The sequence below is a fragment of the Solwaraspora sp. WMMA2065 genome, assembly GCF_030345075.1.
Lineage (GTDB): Bacteria > Actinomycetota > Actinomycetes > Mycobacteriales > Micromonosporaceae > Micromonospora_E.
Window position 1 is genome coordinate 4,005,187 of the sequence record NZ_CP128361.1, and the last position, 15,605, is coordinate 4,020,791.

Genomic DNA, 15,605 nt, shown 5'->3' on the forward strand with positions numbered 1-15,605 from the left:
CTTCCTTTCGAATTGAGTACGTTGACGGGGCGCTGGCGGGTCAGGCCTGCGTACCCTCGGATTCGCGCTTGTCCTGCAGCGCTGCCGCCAGGCGGGCGGTCTTCGACAGCGGGGCCTGCAGCACGGCCGCGGCCTTGCTCAGGTTCGCCTTCATGCCACCGGCCAGCTTGGCCAGCAGCACCTCGCGGGACTCGAGGTCGGCCAACTTGTTGACCTCGGTCGCGGTGATCGCGCGCCCCTCGAAGACCCCGCCCTTGATGACCAGCATCGGGTTGGCCTTGGCGAAGTCGCGCAGGCCCTTCGCGGCCTCGACCACGTCGCCGGAGACGAAGGTGAGCGCGGTAGGACCGGTGAACAGCGCGTCGAGTCCGTCGATACCCGCGTCCGACGCGGCCCGCTTGGCCAGGGTGTTCTTCGCCACCGAGTAGGTCGCGCTCTGCCCCAGCGAACGGCGCAGCTGGGTCAGCTGGGCGACGGTGAGACCCCGGTACTCGGTGAGCACCGTGGCACCCGATTCACGGAACCGTTCGGTCAGGTCGGCGACCGCAGTCGCCTTGTCGGCACGAACCGGCTTGTCCGCCATGTCCCTCCTCTCTGGTGCTCCAGGCTGGCGGTCGGCCGGCGGATGGCCGGCCGGCCGGGAAGATCCCGCGCCCACGAAAAACGCCCCGGGCGCAGGGCGCACGGGGCGAGACAGCCGTCAGCCGACGGCGATGACTCATCGTCCGTTCCGCCCCTGCGCGGGCCGCCCGTGAAAACGGGACCTTCAACCGTGCCGAGGCACGGTGACCAGCGGTCTTTGGGTGTGGATAGGGCAAGCGTACGGCACCGCAGCGGCAGGCACCAAATTCGCCCGGCACGGCGGTGGGGGCGGGGTCCGCCGGACCCCGCCCCCACCGTCAGTCGATCTGGACCGCTCAGCCTTCGCTGGTCGCCTCGTGCAGGTCCTTGACCACGTTCGGGTCCACCGGTACGCCCGGCCCCATGGTGGTGGTCAGCACGACCTTCCTGAGGTACTTGCCCTTGGCCGCGGACGGCTTGGCCCGCAGCACCTCGTCGAGTACGGCCGCGTAGTTGTCGATCAGCTGGGCCTCGCCGAACGAGGCCTTCCCGATGATCAGGTGCAGGTTGGAGTGCTTGTCCACCCGGAAGGCGATCTTGCCGCCCTTGATGTCCGAGACGGCCTTGGTCACGTCCATGGTGACCGTACCGGTCTTCGGGTTCGGCATCAGGCCGCGCGGGCCCAGGATCCGCGCGATCCGGCCGATCTTCGCCATCTGGTCCGGGGTGGCGATCGCCGCGTCGAAGTCCAGCCAGCCGCCCTGAATCCGGGCAACCAGCTCATCGGTGCCGACCTCGTCCGCGCCGGCGGCGACGGCCTCCTCCGCCTTCGCCCCAGCGGCGAAGACGATCACTCGGGCCGTCTTGCCCGTACCGTGCGGCAGGTTGACCGTGCCGCGGACCATCTGGTCCGCCTTGCGCGGGTCGATGCCGAGGCGCATCGCGACCTCGACCGTGGCGTCGAACTTCGACGAGCTCGTCTCCTTGGCCAACTTCACCGCCTCGGCCGGGGCGTACAGCTTCGTCCGGTCGATCTGCTCGGTGGCCTTGCGGTAGTTCTTGCTGCGCTGCATTGTCTCTGGCTCCTGTGGTCACTGGCGGGCGACGCCGTGCGCGCGCCCTCCCACGTCGGTCGGCTCCGACCCGCAGTCGCGGGTCGGGACGGTCACTCCTTGACGGTGATGCCCATCGACCGGGCGGTCCCGGTGATGATCTTCTCCGCCTGCTCGATGCTGTTCGCGTTGAGGTCGGCCATCTTCTTCTCGGCGATCTCCCGCAGCTGGGCGGTGGTCACCTGGCCGACCTTGGTGGTGTGCGGCACACCCGAGCCCTTCTGGATCCCGGCGGCCTTGAGCAGCAGCCGGGCAGCGGGCGGGGTCTTCAGCACGAAGGTGAAGGACCGGTCCTCGTACACGCTGATCTCAGCGGGCACGATGTCGCCCCGCTGGGATTCGGTCTGCGCGTTGTACGTCTTGCAGAACTCCATGATGTTCACGCCGTGCTGACCCAGCGCCGGACCGACCGGCGGTGCCGGGGTGGCCTGACCCGCCGGCAACTGCAGCGTGAACGTCTTGACGAGCTTCTTCTTCGGAGGCATGTCACTTCCTGGGGCTTGATCTGGTGTTCCGCACCGGATCTGCGGGACGTCACCGGCGACTGGCCGTCGTCCGGCACGGGCTGGCGAGCCCTCGACACGCGCGCACGGTCAGGCGCGGCCCAGGGCCGACGTTCTAGGTTAGCGCAGCTGACGGCGGCAGCCCAGCTGGGGTTGCCGCCGTCGGTGTGCCGCAGGGGTTACGCAGGCGCGGAGAACCGCAGGCCCGGCTGTGCCGGAGTCAGATCTTGGCGACCTGGTTGAAGTTCAGCTCCACCGGGGTCTCCCGGCCGAAGATCGACACCAGCACCTTCAGCTTCTGCTGGTCGGCGTTGATCTCGCTGATCGTGGCCGGCAACGAGGCGAACGCGCCGTCGGTAACGGTGACCGAGTCGCCGACCTCGAAGTCCAGCACCTTGACCTCGGGCTTGGCCTTCTTGGGCTCGGCCGTCACCGCCGGGACGAGCCACTTGAGCACCTCGTTGAGCGACAACGGCGCCGGCCGGTCGGCCCGGTCGGTCGCCCCGACGAAGCCGGTGACGCCCGGGGTGTTACGCACGCAGGAGTACGACTCCGGGGTGAGGTCCATCCGGACCAGGATGTAGCCGGGGAAGACCTTGTTCTGCACCTGGAGCCGCTTGCCGTTCTTGACCTCGACCTCCTCCCGGGTCGGCACCTCGACCTGGAAGATGTACTCCTCCATGTCGAGGCTGGTGATCCGGGTCTCGAGGTTGGTCTTGACCTTGTTCTCGTAGCCGGCGTACGAGTGCACCACGTACCAGTCACCTGGCGCGTAGCGCAGCTTCTGCCGCAGCTCGGCGACCGGGTCGAACTCCTCGTCGTCGGCCACGGCGACGGGTTCGGCGACGTCGGCCGCAGAACTGTCCGGACTGTCCGGACTGTCTGGCCCGACGGCGGAGCCGTTGGCGTCGGCCGGGGGCTCGTCCGCCCCGGCAGCGGGGACCGGTGGTGCGCTGGCGGCCTCAACCGACTCATCAGCCGCCGCCGTGGCCACCGTCGACTGGTCGTCGGTGACGCTGGCGGTCTCGTCGTACTCAGGCACGCTTGCTCACTTCCGTCACAAAATCAGCTGGGGTTGCCGAATACCCACAGCACACCTTTGGCGAACACGAAGTCCAGCCCGGCCACGATGGTCAGCATGACCGCGATGAACACGACCACCACGGCGGTGTAGGTCAGCAACTCCTTACGAGTCGGCCAGATGACCTTACGCAGCTCGGCGACCACTTCGCGGACGAACCGGATGATCCGTCCGAAAAACCCCACCCCGGCCTCGGCCTTCGCCTTAGGTCGTCCCTCGGACGACTCCGCCTTGGCCCTGCTCCGGGTGGCCGTGCCACCCCGTGCCGCCGGCTCCTCGTCGTCGACCTCGTCCTCGACCGACGTCTCGTCGATCGACTCGTCCTCGGGGCGGTCGTCCGCGGCGTCATCGCCACGCCGGTTCCTCTCGGCCATCTCGCCCTCCGTCGCGGTGGTCGGGTCGCGCGCCAGGTCAGACGCGCTGCGTCGTGCACGTCGGCCATTCCCCTTGCGGGACGGCCGCCAACGGGGACGGCAGCCGACCCACCGGGTCGGTCAGGCCTTGGGCGCAGGGGTGACAGGACTTGAACCTGCAGCCTGCGGTTTTGGAGACCGCTGCTCTGCCAATTGAGCTACACCCCTGTGCGGGTCGGCAACCCCACCCAACCCCGCGGGGCGCACGGCCACGCAGGACTGAACAGGGGTCACAGGCCCCACGGCGGACCAGTGTACGGGTAGAGCCACCACTTTCCCAACCGGTACCGGCACCGCGCGTACCCGGGCCGGTACCACCGGCCGTCAGCGCGGGGTACGGACCAGTGCCCGGGCCTGGCTGAGCACCTTTTCGCCGGCGCAGACGGCCGTCACGTCGATGCGGGTCAACCCGTCCTCGGTGGTGCCCTTGACCACGCCGGTCACCTCGACCTCGGTGCCCTCGTCGTCGTCCGGCACCACCACCGGGCGGGTGAACCGGACCGAGTACTCGACCACCGCGTCCGCCGATCCGGCCCACTGCGTCACCGCGCGCCCGGCCAACGCCATGGTGAGCATGCCGTGGGCGATGACACCTGGCAGGCCGACCCCGGTGGCGAACCGGTCGCTCCAGTGGATGGGGTTGAAGTCGCCGGAGGCCCCGGCGTAGCGGACGAGGTCGGACCGGGTGACCCGGAACCGTTGCGGAGTCAGCTCCATCTCAGTCCTCCCCCCGGACGACCAGCTTCATCCAGACGGTGACCACCGGCTCACCGGTGGCCACAGTGGCGATCTCGGTACGGACGGTCAGGAAGTCGTGTCCGCCACGGGACATGATCTCCTCGATGGTGTCGGTGCACACCAGTTCGTCGCCGGCGACCACTGGGCGGACGTACCGGAACCGCTGGTCGCCGTGCACCACCCGGCTGTAGTCGATCGCGAGATCGGGATCGGAGATCACCCGCTCGGACGAGGACATGGTGACCGCTACCGGGAAGGTCGGTGGCGCGACCACGTCCGGATAGCCCGCTTTGCGGGCGACGTCCGGATCGTGGTGAACGGCATCGCTGGCCCCGATGGCGACGGCGAACTCGCGGATCTTCTCCCGCCCCACCAGGTACGTACCGCCGGGCGGGTAACTGCGACCGACTAAGGACGGATCCATGGGCATGCGCAGCAACCTACCCGCTGGCCGGCACCCGGACGACGTGCGGGCCGCCCGGAACGGCGATGGTCAGCGGGTCTCGCGGTGCAGCGTGTGCTTGCCGTCCCGGGGGCAGAACTTCTTCAGCTCGATGCGGTCCGGGTCGTTACGGCGGTTCTTCCGCGTGATGTAGTTGCGCTCCTTGCACTCCACACACGCCAAAGTGATCTTTGGACGGACGTCGGTCGCCTTGGCCACGGCGGGGTGCCTTCCTCGCTATCGGAACAACTACAGCGTGCCAGCGTAGCCTGCGGCAGCGCGGACATGCAAAGCGGGCGCCTGCGGCGCCCACCCGTACTTCGTACCACCGGCCTCACCCGCGAAGCCGACCGTAGCGGTGGCCGGACTTGAACCGGCGACACAACGATTATGAGCCGTTTGCTCTACCACCTGAGCTACACCGCCGTGACGGGTCCAGTGGAACCCACTGAGCCCCCTTACGGAATCGAACCGTAGACCTTCTCCTTACCATGGAGACGCTCTGCCGACTGAGCTAAGGGGGCCGAACACCCACCCGCCTGGGCGGATGCGCACGGGTAAGAGTACACGGCCCCGCCCGCGAGGTGAAATCAGCTTGGCCCGTCTGCGCCGCCGCAGGTCAGGGCCCTTCCGGTCGGGGATCAGGGCACTGCCCGCAGCCGACGAACCTCGCTGGACTGCAGGCTCTCCGGGTCGGTTTGCGCCTCGTACCAGGCGGCCAGCCGCTCGTACGGCAACGGACGGCTGAACAGGAAGCCCTGCCCGACCTGGCAGCCGATGTCCTGCAGCAGTTCCAGGGTCAGTTCGCTCTCCACCCCTTCGGCCACCACGGTCAGGCCGAACTGCTGGGACAGCGTCACGACGGCGTTGACGATCGCCAGGTCCCCCGGATCGGTCGCCATCCCCTGCACGAACGACCGGTCGACCTTCACCTCGTGCACCGGCAGCCGGCGCAGGTGCGCCAGCGAGGTGTAGCCGGTGCCGAAGTCGTCGACGGACAGCCGTACCCCGAGGTCACGCAGCCGCCGTAGGGTCGGCATCGGCCGGTCCGTGCCGTCCAGCACACCGGCCTCGGCGATCTCCAGGGTGAGCAGCTCCGGAGCGACCTGCGCGTCATCCAGCAGGGTCCGGACCAGCTCGGGAAACTCCGGATCGGTCAGGGTACGGGCGGACAGGTTGACGGCCACCGGCAACGGCTGCTGACCGACGCTCCACTCCCGGCTGCGGCGCAGCCCTTCGCGCAGCACGAACTCGGTCAGCCGACCGAGCTGGCCGGTGTGTTCGGCGACCGCGACGAAGTCCTCCGGCGAGACCGAACCGTGCGTCGGATGCTCCCACCGGGTCAGGCACTCGACCCCGACCAGCCGGCGGCCGTGCAGCGTCACCTTCGGCTGGTAGTAGACCTCCAGCTGCATCTCATCGAGCGCGACCCGCAGGTCACCGGCGAGACCGAGCCGGCGTACCGAGCGGGACTCCAACGCCGGATTGAACAGCTGGACGCCGCCGGGCACCGACTTCGCCGCCGTCGCGGCCAGGTCCGCCCGCTGCAGCAGTGTCGCGGCGTCGCTGCCGTGGTCGGGGTGTACCGCGACACCGGCCACGGTGTCGACGTCCAGGGTCAACGCGCCGAAGACCATCTGGTCGCGAATCTGGTCACGGAGCTCGACCGCGAGCTGTACGGCGTACTCCGCAGCCTCCATCCGCAGGGTGACCACGAACTCGTCTCCGCCGCTGCGGCCGACCAGCGCGGCCGACGGGGCGCGGTCCCGCAGCCGCCGGGCGACCTCGGCCAGGACCTTGTCCCCGGCCGCGTGGCCGAGGGACTCGTTGACCTGTCGCAGCCCGGCGACGTCGAAGAGCAGAACCGCGACCACCTCACCCGGGGTCCGGATGGCCACCGACTCGTCGAGCGCTGCGGTCAGCCGGCGGCGGTTGGCCAGCCGGGTCAGGCCGTCGTGGGCCGCGTCGTAGCGCAGCCGGTCGACCAGGCGCGAGTTCTCCACGGCGACCGCGGCGTGCACGGCGATCGCCTCCAGCAGCCGTAGGTCACCCGGCCCGAAGTGGGAGATGTCCCCGAGCCGGCCGGACACCTCCAGGCAGCCGATCACCAGGGAACCGGCTCGTAGCGGCACTACGACGGCGTCCTTGGCACCCCACTTCCGAAGTGCGGTGTCGAACGGGCCGTCGCCGAACTTCGCGCCGACGGCCAGGGAACTTCCGGTCTCGAAGACGTGTTCACGGATCGATTCCGGGGCGCCGACCGTGTCTACCAGCCCCTGCCCGTCGGCGGTCGCGGACAGCAGCACCTCGGGATACCGCCCCTGTTTCGGCAGCCAGAGTGTCGCGTACTCGGACTGCAGCACCTCGCGGACCCGCTTGAGCAGTACGTCGACGATCGTCCCGTCGTGCGGCGTGTCGGCGATCGCCCGGGTCAACGCGTAGATCTCGGAGAGCGTGCGGTTCTGCCGCAGTGATTTCGCGTACGACCGGTAGGCCAGCACGAAGAAGGTGATCAGCGCGACCAACAGGATCAGCGCCCAGTCGCTCTGCGCCAGCAGGATCAGCACCACCAAACCGAAGGTGATGTTGATGGAGGCGACGACCAGGGCAGGGACCGTCGTGGTGGTGAGTTCCTTGGTGGACAACCGGCCCTGGGCAAGGGTGATCACCACGAGCACGGCGACCAGCGTGATGATCTGGCAGGCGATCATCGCCCCGACCAGCGTCAACCAGGTACGCGGCTCGGCGGCGTCGAGCACGTCGGCGTTGACGACGATCGCGGTGGCGATGGACGTGCTGGCGGCCACGTTCGCCACGTTGAACCACAACTTGACGGGCGGCTGCCGCCGGCTCAGATGACCGACCACGGCTGCCAGCACCCGACCGATGATCAGAGTAAGTGGCGGCAGGAAGAACAGACCGAGCAAAAACGGGATCTCGCCGATGTTCAGGGTAAACGACTGCCGGCGCACCTCGAACAGCAAGATTGCCGCGTGCGCGGCGAGGAACAGCCCGAAGAACAGCAGGCCCAGCGGCCAATCTCCGGTCGGATTGGGGTGGCTGATGGCCAAGGCCACAGAGATGAGTACGGCTATCAGAGCGAGTGGCCCGGTTACGAACCAGGCCCGCCTGGAAGAATGCCGTGAGATCGCCTGTGGCCTTGGCACTCGATCCCCTTGGTGTCGGCTGCGGCGATCAGGTCCAGCTGAAGTCGTAGAGCGAGACCTGCGAATCCACCATGGCGTCGAAGCCGTACTTGTCCACCGGGGAAACCACAGGCACCTCGTCACCGACCGTAACCCAGGCTTGGGCAGCCTGGGCGGCGGTCCCAGCGGTGAACGAGACAGCAATCCCGAGTGCGGCGACCGCGACGACCCTGCCGAGCCGGCGGCCCATCGTGTGTCCACGCATGTTACAGACTCCCGTCCAAGGAGGCGAATGAGTTACGCGAATGAGGGGCAGAGTCCTGATGGTGCCACACCGGACCGCACCAACGGTAGGTTGACGCGGCCGGCCTGCACCTTCGGCACCGCCCATCCTAGCCAATCGGACGAGGAGAACCTTAGCGGCGGCTTTGCCCTGCGGCTTTCGTCCCGCTGCTGCTCCGGCTGGTGATCCGGCTCGACGACAGCCGGTGGCGCCGCGAAGAGGATTGGCAGGCACGAACACTAGGCAAACCCCGCACTGAGCGAAGCTACTGGGCTAATATCATGACCGACATGCCGGATTTATTACGAATCAACGAAGGAAGTGATTTGTTGCTCTTTTATGCAACTAAAATTCGGGATAAGGGTCAACTAACCGAGTCATCAGCCGGCGACGGCCGTCGCCGGGTCTCGACGCTAAGCCCTGCCGACCACTCGATGGCACCCTTTTCGGTCACGGCTCGGTGTCGGCGGCTACTCGCCAGTTCGGAAAACGCAGCCCAAACGGTGTACTGCCACCGAGAACGCTACCCGGGGTGCGGGTCGACGACTCGCCGAACGCTCAATGGCCCGTTCACACACCGCGTGCCCACCAGCCGGCGGGCACGCGGGCCTGTCGTGCCCCCAGACCCGCTGGCAACGATGAGCGCCGACTAGTTGACGCAGCGTCACAGTCCCAGGGTCGGCTGCACCAGTCGAGCCTGATGCCACAGGTGCATCAGGATGCACCTGTGGCATCAGGTCCGCAGAAGCACCTTGGGTCCGCAGAGCACCTTGGGTCCGGAGCCTTGGTCCCGGAAACCGGGGACGGCTGGACCTGGCCGGACCGGGCGGGACGGCACGCCGGCCCGTACGACAACAGCCCTTGACCTGTTGGTGCAGGTCAAGGGCTGTTGGTGCGCCTGGTGGCGGGTAGAGGATTCGAACCTCTGTAGCTTTCGCGACGGATTTACAGTCCGCTCCCATTGGCCGCTCGGGCAACCCGCCAGGGCGTGCCACCTCGTCACGCGAGGCGACGCAGGAAAGGATAGCGGCATGACGGGGCTCTCCCGCAACCGGGTACCGTCAGCGGGAGTCAACTGTCCGGCAACGTCCGATACACCGTCCGAGACCCGCGCACCGTCCGAGACCCGCACTGGCAGGGAGCAGACCATGGCAGCCAACCCGTCGTTCGACATCGTGAGCAAGGTCGACCGGCAGGAGATCGACAACGCCCTCCGGCAGACCGAGAAGGAGCTGTCCACCCGCTTCGACTTCCGCGGCACCGGCGCCGAGATCGCCTGGTCCGGCGAGGAGGCCGTGACGTTGCAGGCGGAGACCGAGGAGCGGGTCAAGGCCAGCCTGGACGTGTTCAAGGAGAAGCTGGTCAAGCGGAACATCTCGCTCAAGTCGCTGGACGCCGGTGACCCACGCTCGTCGGGCAAGACCTACAAGATCGACTGCAAGGTCATCCAGGGCATCGAGTCGGACAAGGCGAAGGCGATCAGCAAGAAGATCCGCGACGACGGACCCAAGGGTGTCCAGGCGCAGATCCAGGGCGACCAGCTGCGCGTCACCGCCAAGAAGAAGGACGACCTGCAGGCGGTCATCGCGCTGCTCAAGCAGGAGGACTTCGGCATCGCCCTGCAGTTCACCAACTACCGCTGACTCAGCTCAGGCCGGACCGCCGAGCAGGGCCCGGTCCAGGTCGACCGCCGCGCGGGCTTCGGCGCGGCTGATCGGACCGGCCGGCCAGCCGGCCAGCAGCGCAGCCAGGGCGAGCGCGGCGGCGGCGAACAGGAAGGCCGCCGCCGGGCCACCGGCGCGGTCCACGAGCACGCCGGCGACCGCGCCGCCGGCCGCGCTGGCACCGACCGCCATGGTGGTAACCCAGGTGTACGCCTCGTTCAGCATGCTGACCGGGGCGATCCGGCCGACCATGGTGTTCTCGACGGTCAGCGCCGGGGCGATCACGGCACCGCCGAGCGTCAGTGCCACGCCCAGGGCCAGCGGGTGCGGCATCACCGCGTACACGACGAAGCTGGCGGCGACCCCGGCGAGCAGCCAGGCGAACTGACGGGAGGCGTCCACCGCCGGTCGGCGGATACCGAAGTAGATCCCGCCGGTGGCGCTACCGACGGCCCAGACGGCCAGCAGTACGCCGGCGAGGCTGCCGCCGTCGTCGTTGGTGCCCAGGTAGTTGGAGGCGTACGCGGGCACCGCCACGCCGGCCGTACCGAAGCCGATGCCCAGACCGCCGACACAGGCCAGCAACGCCGGGAAGCCGGGCACCCGCAGCGGGCCGAGGCCCCGGGCGTGGCCTTCCCGTGAGTGGGGTCGCCAGCCACGCATCGCCCGGCCGAGCGCCACCATGGTGGTGCCAGCCAGGGTGAGTACGGCTGCGGCGACCAGTGCGGCTGCGGCGTCGGCGAGCACGATGAGCCCGGCGACGAGCAGCGGGCCGATTACGAACACCACCTCGAAGATGGTGGTCTCGGCGGCGAGCGCGGTGTTGCGCAGCGGGTAGCGGCCACTGGCCGGGCTGGTCAGGTTGTTCCAGGCGCCCCGGATCGCGGCGCTGAGCGGCGGATAGCTGGCACCGGCGAGGCCGGACACCAGGAACACGGCCAGGATCGAGCCGCCGCTGCGGGTCGCGAACAGCAGGGCGATCAGGGCGACCGGGTGGGCGACCCCGGTGACCAGCAGCACCGGGCTCGGGCCGAGCCGGTCGGCGATCCGCCCGGCGACCGGGCTGAGGGCCGCACCGGCGAGGGCGTAGACGCCGCCGGCGATCGCGGCGAGTGAGTACCGGCCGGTGGAGTCGCTGATCACCAGCAGCAGGGCGAGCGGGGTCATGCCGATGCTGAGCCGGCCGATGACGCCCGGGATCAGCAGGGTGGGTCCGCCGGGGATGCGCCAGACGGCGACGTATTTCCGCAATCCGGACACTGTTCCGTTCCCTTCACCGGCTGGTGGCACCGGCGGCCGACGTGCTGCGGACCGGCCGATGGGCCGGCGGCGGTAACGACCACTCGGCCTGCCGACCCTAACCCGCTGACGGCCCCGCACCCCACCGGATTCGGTCCGGTACGGGGTGCGAGGCCGCTCACACAGGCGGATTCACAACCGGCGCTGCACCGGGCCGCCGGCACCGGCGTACGCCAACTGCTCCAGCCGGGCCACCCGCTGCTCCATCGGCGGGTGGGTGGAGAACAGCGCGGCGAACCCGCCCTTGCGCAGCGGGTTGTCGATCATCAGGTGGGCCGAGCTGGCCAGCTGACCCTCGGCCGGCAGCGGCATGCGCTGCGTACCCATGTGGATCTTGCGGAGCGCGCTGGCCAGCGCGAGCGGGTCGCGGGTCAGTGCGGCGCCGGACGCGTCCGCCTGGTACTCGCGGTTACGGCTGATCGCCAGCTGGATGATCGACGCGGCCAGCGGCCCGAGGATCAGCATGGCGAGCAGCGCGGCCGGGTTGGCGCCCTCGTCGTCGTCCCCGCCGCCGAACGGCAGGAACCAGGCGAGGTGGGCCAGCATGGTGACGATGCCGGCGAGCGACGCCGCGACGCTGGAGATCAGGATGTCCCGGTTGTAGACGTGGGACAGTTCGTGCCCGATCACCCCGCGCAGCTCGCGGTAGTCGAGGATCTGCACGATCCCCTGGGTGACGCAGACCGCCGCGTTGGCCGGGTTACGCCCGGTCGCGAACGCGTTGGGCTGCATGGTCGGGCTGACGTAGAGCCGGGGCATCGGCTGCCCGGCCTCGGCGGCCAACTCCCGGACCATCTGATGCAGCGCCGGGAACTGCGCGTCGCTGACCGGCTGGGCCCGCATCGAGCGCAGCGCGATCTTGTCGGACCAGAAGTAGGTGCCGGCGTTCATCGCCAGCGAGACTCCTACGGCGATCATCAAGCCGCCGCTGCCGCCGAACCAGTAGCCAACGCCGAGGATCATGGCGGTGAGCAGGCCGAGCAGGGCTGCCGTCTTGAGACCGTTGTGGTGGCTGTGCACGTTCACTCCCTCTCCACCGGGTCATCTGGAGGACCCCACGGCAGGTGCAACGCCCACGTACCCACTGCGCATCCCGCAATAGCTGAGAGTTGGCTGTCAATCAAGACCTGGCGGGCATGTTTCACTCAGGCAGGAACTCGCACTCAGCCCGCAACGACGTCAAAGACCACCTGTGGTGCAAACCCGAGCAAAACCGCCAGAACGGTCGCGACGGCGAGCGTCGCCACCACTGGCCACGCCACCGCGCCACCAGGTGCCGGCACGCCACGACCCGAGGGCGGCGTCGGCTCCGGCACCCGGGCGTACAGCGTGGCACTGACCCGCAGGTAGTAGACCAGGCCGAGGACCGCGTTGGCCGCAACCACCAACGCCAGCCAGCCGGCCCCGCCGACCAGCAGCGACCGGACCACCGCCACCTTGGCGAACAACCCGGCCAGGCCCGGTGGCAGACCGGCCAGCCCGATCAACGCCAGCGTCAGCGCGGCACCGACCCACGGGCGGCGGCGGGCCGCGCCCGCATACGCGGCGATCCGACCGCCGTCGCCGGCCGCCGGTCGCAACGCCACCACCGCAGCGAAGGCGGCAAGCTCCAACAACACAAAGAAGACGGTGTACGCGAAGACCGCCGCGACGGCCACCGCCTGCTCCTCGGCGCCCCGCCCGGCCACCCCGGCGGCCGCCGCCAGCGGCACCAGGATGTAGCCGGCCTGCGCGATCGACGACCAGGCCAACAGCCGCACCATCCGCCGCTGCCGCAACGCGACCAGGTTGCCGACCGTCATGGTCGCCACCGCCAGCACCGCCAGCACCGGCCCGGACGCGGCCAACTGCGGGGTGAGCCCTTCGGTCACCACCGCGACGATCGCCACCACGCCGCCGAGCTTCGACGCGGTCGACAGGTACGCGGCGACCGGCAGCGGCGCACCGTCGTAGGTCTTCGGCGCCCAGGCGTGCAGCGGCACCGCCGCCACCTTGAACGCCAGGCCGGTCAGCAGCAGCACCACGCCGACCCGGGCCAGCCGGGCCTGCCCGTCGGCCGAGCCGCCGACGACCGTACCGGCCGGCTCGGCCAGGCCGCTGGCTCCGGCGAGCAGGTCGAGGTGCACCGCGCCGTACGCGGCGTACAGCAGCGCCACGCCGAGCAGCGCCACCGCCGTGGACACCACGCTGACCACGAAGAAGCTCACTGCCGACTCGGCCGAGGCGGCCCGCTGCCGGCGCAGCCCGACCAGGATGTACAGCGGCAGGGTGAGCGTCTCCACCGCCACGACCAGGGTGATCAGGTCCCCGGCGGCGCCGAGCACCACCCCGCCGGTCATCGAGCAGGCCAGCAGGAAGCAGTACTCGCCGGCCGGCACCGCACCGGAGTTCAGCAGCGGCGCGGACAGCGCGAGCACGCCGGCGGTGAGCGCCGCGAACAGCAGCGCGACCAGGGCGGCCCGGCTGTCGGCGACGTACGAGCAGGCCAGCCCACCGACGGCCAGTCCGCCGTCGGGCAGTCCGCCGTCGGGCAGCCCGCCCCCGGCGGGTACGCCGGACGGCGTACCGCAGAACGTGGCCCGCGCCGGATGCGCCAGCGCCACCAGCGCGGCGAGGCCGACCCCGGCGGCGCCGGCGACAGCGGCCGCCCCGGTGACCGCCCGCCGGCCGATGAACAGGTCGGCCAGCAGCACCGCGACCGCCGTCGCCGCCGCCAGGTACGCCGGCAGCAGCGCCAGGTGGTCGATCGTCTGTGCGGCGGTCCCGTCGGTCACCGGATCACCTCCAGCAGGATCGTGACCGGCGACTCGGCGACGCCGAGCACCAGCGCCGGCACCAGCCCGATGGCCAACGCCAGCAGCACCAGCGGCGCCCAGGCCAGCGCCTCGGGGCGGCTGATCGCGAAGACGGGTGTGTCCCGGACCGCCGGGCCGGCCGGGCCGTGGGTGACCCGGCGCAGCATCCGCAGCAGGTACGCGGCGGTCAGTGCCGCGCCGACCGCCGCCGCCACGGCCAGCGTCGTCCACAGCGGCCCGCCGCGCTGCCAGGCGGCGACGACGGCGAACGCCTCACCCCAGAAGCCGGCCAGGCCGGGCAGGCCGAGGGAGGCGATCGCCGCGTAGCCGAGCAGCCCGGACAGCGCCGGGGAGCGTTCCCGCAGCCCGCCGAGATCCGCCAGCTCGCCGGTGTGGTAGCGGTCCTTGACCGCGCCGGCGAGGAAGAACAGCAGGCCGGTGATGACGCCGTGGGCGACGTTGCCGATCAGCGCGGCCTGGATGCCGGTGGCGCTCAGCGTGGCGATGCCCAGCAGCACGAACCCCATGTGTCCGACACTGGAGTAGGCGATCAGCCGTTTCAGTTCGGTCTGCGCCAGGCACACCAGGGAGCCGACGATGATCGCGGCGACGGCGAGGGCGCCGAGCACCGGGGCGGCCCAGCGGGCTCCTTCGGGGGCGACGCCGACGGCGACCCGGATCAGCCCGTACGTGCCCATTTTGAGCAGCACCCCGGCGAGGATCACGCTGCCGACGGTGGGTGCCTGGCTGTGCGCGTCGGGCAGCCAGCTGTGCAGCGGCCACAGCGGTGCCTTGACCGCGAAGGCCAGCGCCAGCAGCGTGAACGCGCGTAGCTGGGTGCCCCGGCCGAGTCCGTCGCCGCCGGTGAGCACGGTCAGGTCGGCGGTGCCGGCGGCGGTCGTCACGGTCACCACGCCGACCAGCAGCAGCACCGACCCGGCCAGGGTGTAGACGGCGAACCTGGTCGCCGCCCGCCGGTGCGCGCCATCGGCCCGGTCGCCGCCACCGGCGGTACGGTCGCTGCCGCCCCAGCCGGCGATGATCGCGTACATCGGCAGCAGCACGACCTCGAAGAAGACGAAGAACAGCACCAGGTCGAGAGCGAGGAAGGTGCCGACGATGCCGACCTCGACGACCAGCAGCAACGCGACCAACGCCCGCCCGTTGCGGCCGTGTGGGGCGCGCCAGACGGTGTACGCGCAGCACAGCAGGGTCAGTCCGGTGGTGAGCAGCACCAGCGGGTACGAGATGCCGTCGACACCGAGGTGCAACCGCAGGTCCAGGGCGGGCACCCAGGGCAGGTCGAGCTGATGCCAGGGCAGCACCCCGGGTGGGCCGTCCAGCGGTGGACCGTAGGCGAACCAGCCGGCCCCGGTCGGGTCGCGCAGCAACGGCAGGCTGACCAGGAAGGTCACCGCCGCGAAGACGGTGCCGGTGATCCGGCCGGCCCGGTCCCCGCCGACCGGCAGGGCGAGCAGCAGCGCGCCGAGCGCCGGCACGACCAGCACGGCCAGCAGGGCGAGCTGCCCGACGGTCCAGCCGTCGTCGGCGTACGTCATCATCGGCGG

Annotated in this window: 15 protein-coding genes and 4 tRNA genes; 1 reads left to right on the plus strand and 18 read right to left on the minus strand. The window is 70.0% G+C overall.

Features of this window, described 5'->3' with window-relative positions; all coding sequences use genetic code 11:
• Positions 1-40 precede the first annotated feature (40 nt).
• The 14 genes from rplJ to O7610_RS18310 form a co-directional block, all read right to left on the minus strand.
• The gene (gene rplJ / locus O7610_RS18245) at positions 41-583 is read right to left on the minus strand and encodes a 50S ribosomal protein L10 (protein ID WP_281551898.1); all 543 of its coding nucleotides are present in this window, start codon (positions 581-583) and stop codon (positions 41-43) included.
• A 334-nt stretch (positions 584-917) separates the two neighbouring features.
• Positions 918-1,634 (minus strand): 50S ribosomal protein L1, encoded by a 717-nt coding sequence (rplA, locus tag O7610_RS18250; RefSeq protein ID WP_281551899.1) that lies wholly within the window; start codon positions 1,632-1,634, stop codon positions 918-920.
• Positions 1,635-1,726: 92 nt separating this feature from the next.
• Positions 1,727-2,158 (minus strand): 50S ribosomal protein L11, encoded by a 432-nt coding sequence (gene rplK / locus O7610_RS18255; RefSeq protein ID WP_281551900.1) that lies wholly within the window; start codon positions 2,156-2,158, stop codon positions 1,727-1,729.
• A 238-nt stretch (positions 2,159-2,396) separates the two neighbouring features.
• Positions 2,397-3,218 carry a transcription termination/antitermination protein NusG gene (gene nusG / locus O7610_RS18260; RefSeq protein ID WP_281551901.1) on the minus strand — a complete coding sequence of 274 codons (822 nt, stop codon included), beginning with the start codon at positions 3,216-3,218 and terminating at the stop codon, positions 2,397-2,399.
• 23 nt (positions 3,219-3,241) lie between these two features.
• The gene (gene secE / locus O7610_RS18265) at positions 3,242-3,631 is read right to left on the minus strand and encodes a preprotein translocase subunit SecE (protein WP_289211393.1); all 390 of its coding nucleotides are present in this window, start codon (positions 3,629-3,631) and stop codon (positions 3,242-3,244) included.
• Positions 3,632-3,765: 134 nt separating this feature from the next.
• Positions 3,766-3,838: transfer RNA gene (locus O7610_RS18270), tRNA-Trp, on the minus strand.
• A 156-nt stretch (positions 3,839-3,994) separates the two neighbouring features.
• On the minus strand, positions 3,995-4,387 hold the full coding sequence (locus O7610_RS18275; RefSeq protein ID WP_281551903.1) for a MaoC/PaaZ C-terminal domain-containing protein: 393 nt from the start codon (positions 4,385-4,387) through the stop codon (positions 3,995-3,997).
• Position 4,388: 1 nt separating this feature from the next.
• Positions 4,389-4,838: a MaoC family dehydratase N-terminal domain-containing protein gene (locus O7610_RS18280; protein ID WP_289211394.1), complete on the minus strand. Its 450-nt coding sequence runs from the start codon at positions 4,836-4,838 to the stop codon at positions 4,389-4,391.
• Positions 4,839-4,901: 63 nt separating this feature from the next.
• Positions 4,902-5,069 (minus strand): 50S ribosomal protein L33, encoded by a 168-nt coding sequence (gene rpmG, locus O7610_RS18285; RefSeq protein ID WP_046567246.1) that lies wholly within the window; start codon positions 5,067-5,069, stop codon positions 4,902-4,904.
• Between the two features lie 134 nt (positions 5,070-5,203).
• Positions 5,204-5,276: transfer RNA gene (locus O7610_RS18290), tRNA-Met, on the minus strand.
• A gap of 25 nt (positions 5,277-5,301) precedes the next feature.
• Positions 5,302-5,374, minus strand: a tRNA-Thr gene (locus O7610_RS18295).
• Between the two features lie 117 nt (positions 5,375-5,491).
• The gene (locus O7610_RS18300; protein ID WP_281551905.1) at positions 5,492-8,017 is read right to left on the minus strand and encodes a putative bifunctional diguanylate cyclase/phosphodiesterase; all 2,526 of its coding nucleotides are present in this window, start codon (positions 8,015-8,017) and stop codon (positions 5,492-5,494) included.
• A 28-nt stretch (positions 8,018-8,045) separates the two neighbouring features.
• The gene (locus O7610_RS18305) at positions 8,046-8,261 is read right to left on the minus strand and encodes a hypothetical protein (protein WP_281551906.1); all 216 of its coding nucleotides are present in this window, start codon (positions 8,259-8,261) and stop codon (positions 8,046-8,048) included.
• 917 nt (positions 8,262-9,178) lie between these two features.
• Positions 9,179-9,262, minus strand: a tRNA-Tyr gene (locus O7610_RS18310).
• 165 nt (positions 9,263-9,427) lie between these two features.
• On the opposite strand from O7610_RS18310, the gene O7610_RS18315 reads away from it, so the two are divergent.
• On the plus strand, positions 9,428-9,922 hold the full coding sequence (locus O7610_RS18315; RefSeq protein ID WP_281551907.1) for a YajQ family cyclic di-GMP-binding protein: 495 nt from the start codon (positions 9,428-9,430) through the stop codon (positions 9,920-9,922).
• A 6-nt stretch (positions 9,923-9,928) separates the two neighbouring features.
• Here O7610_RS18315 and O7610_RS18320 read toward each other — a convergent pair whose 3' ends face one another.
• The 4 genes from O7610_RS18320 to O7610_RS18335 all read right to left on the minus strand — a co-directional run bounded on the left by O7610_RS18320 (position 9,929) and on the right by O7610_RS18335 (position 15,596).
• Positions 9,929-11,203, minus strand: coding sequence for an MFS transporter (locus O7610_RS18320; protein WP_281551908.1), 1,275 nt, complete (start codon positions 11,201-11,203; stop codon positions 9,929-9,931).
• Between the two features lie 171 nt (positions 11,204-11,374).
• Positions 11,375-12,262 (minus strand): zinc metalloprotease HtpX, encoded by an 888-nt coding sequence (gene htpX, locus O7610_RS18325; RefSeq protein ID WP_281555730.1) that lies wholly within the window; start codon positions 12,260-12,262, stop codon positions 11,375-11,377.
• 143 nt (positions 12,263-12,405) lie between these two features.
• Positions 12,406-14,016, minus strand: a complete 1,611-nt coding sequence (locus O7610_RS18330) for an NADH-quinone oxidoreductase subunit N (RefSeq protein ID WP_281567244.1) — start codon at positions 14,014-14,016, stop codon at positions 12,406-12,408.
• The gene (locus O7610_RS18335; RefSeq protein WP_289213639.1) at positions 14,013-15,596 is read right to left on the minus strand and encodes a complex I subunit 4 family protein; all 1,584 of its coding nucleotides are present in this window, start codon (positions 15,594-15,596) and stop codon (positions 14,013-14,015) included. The genes O7610_RS18330 and O7610_RS18335 overlap by 4 nt, the downstream gene beginning before the upstream one ends.
• Positions 15,597-15,605: the final 9 nt, after the last annotated feature.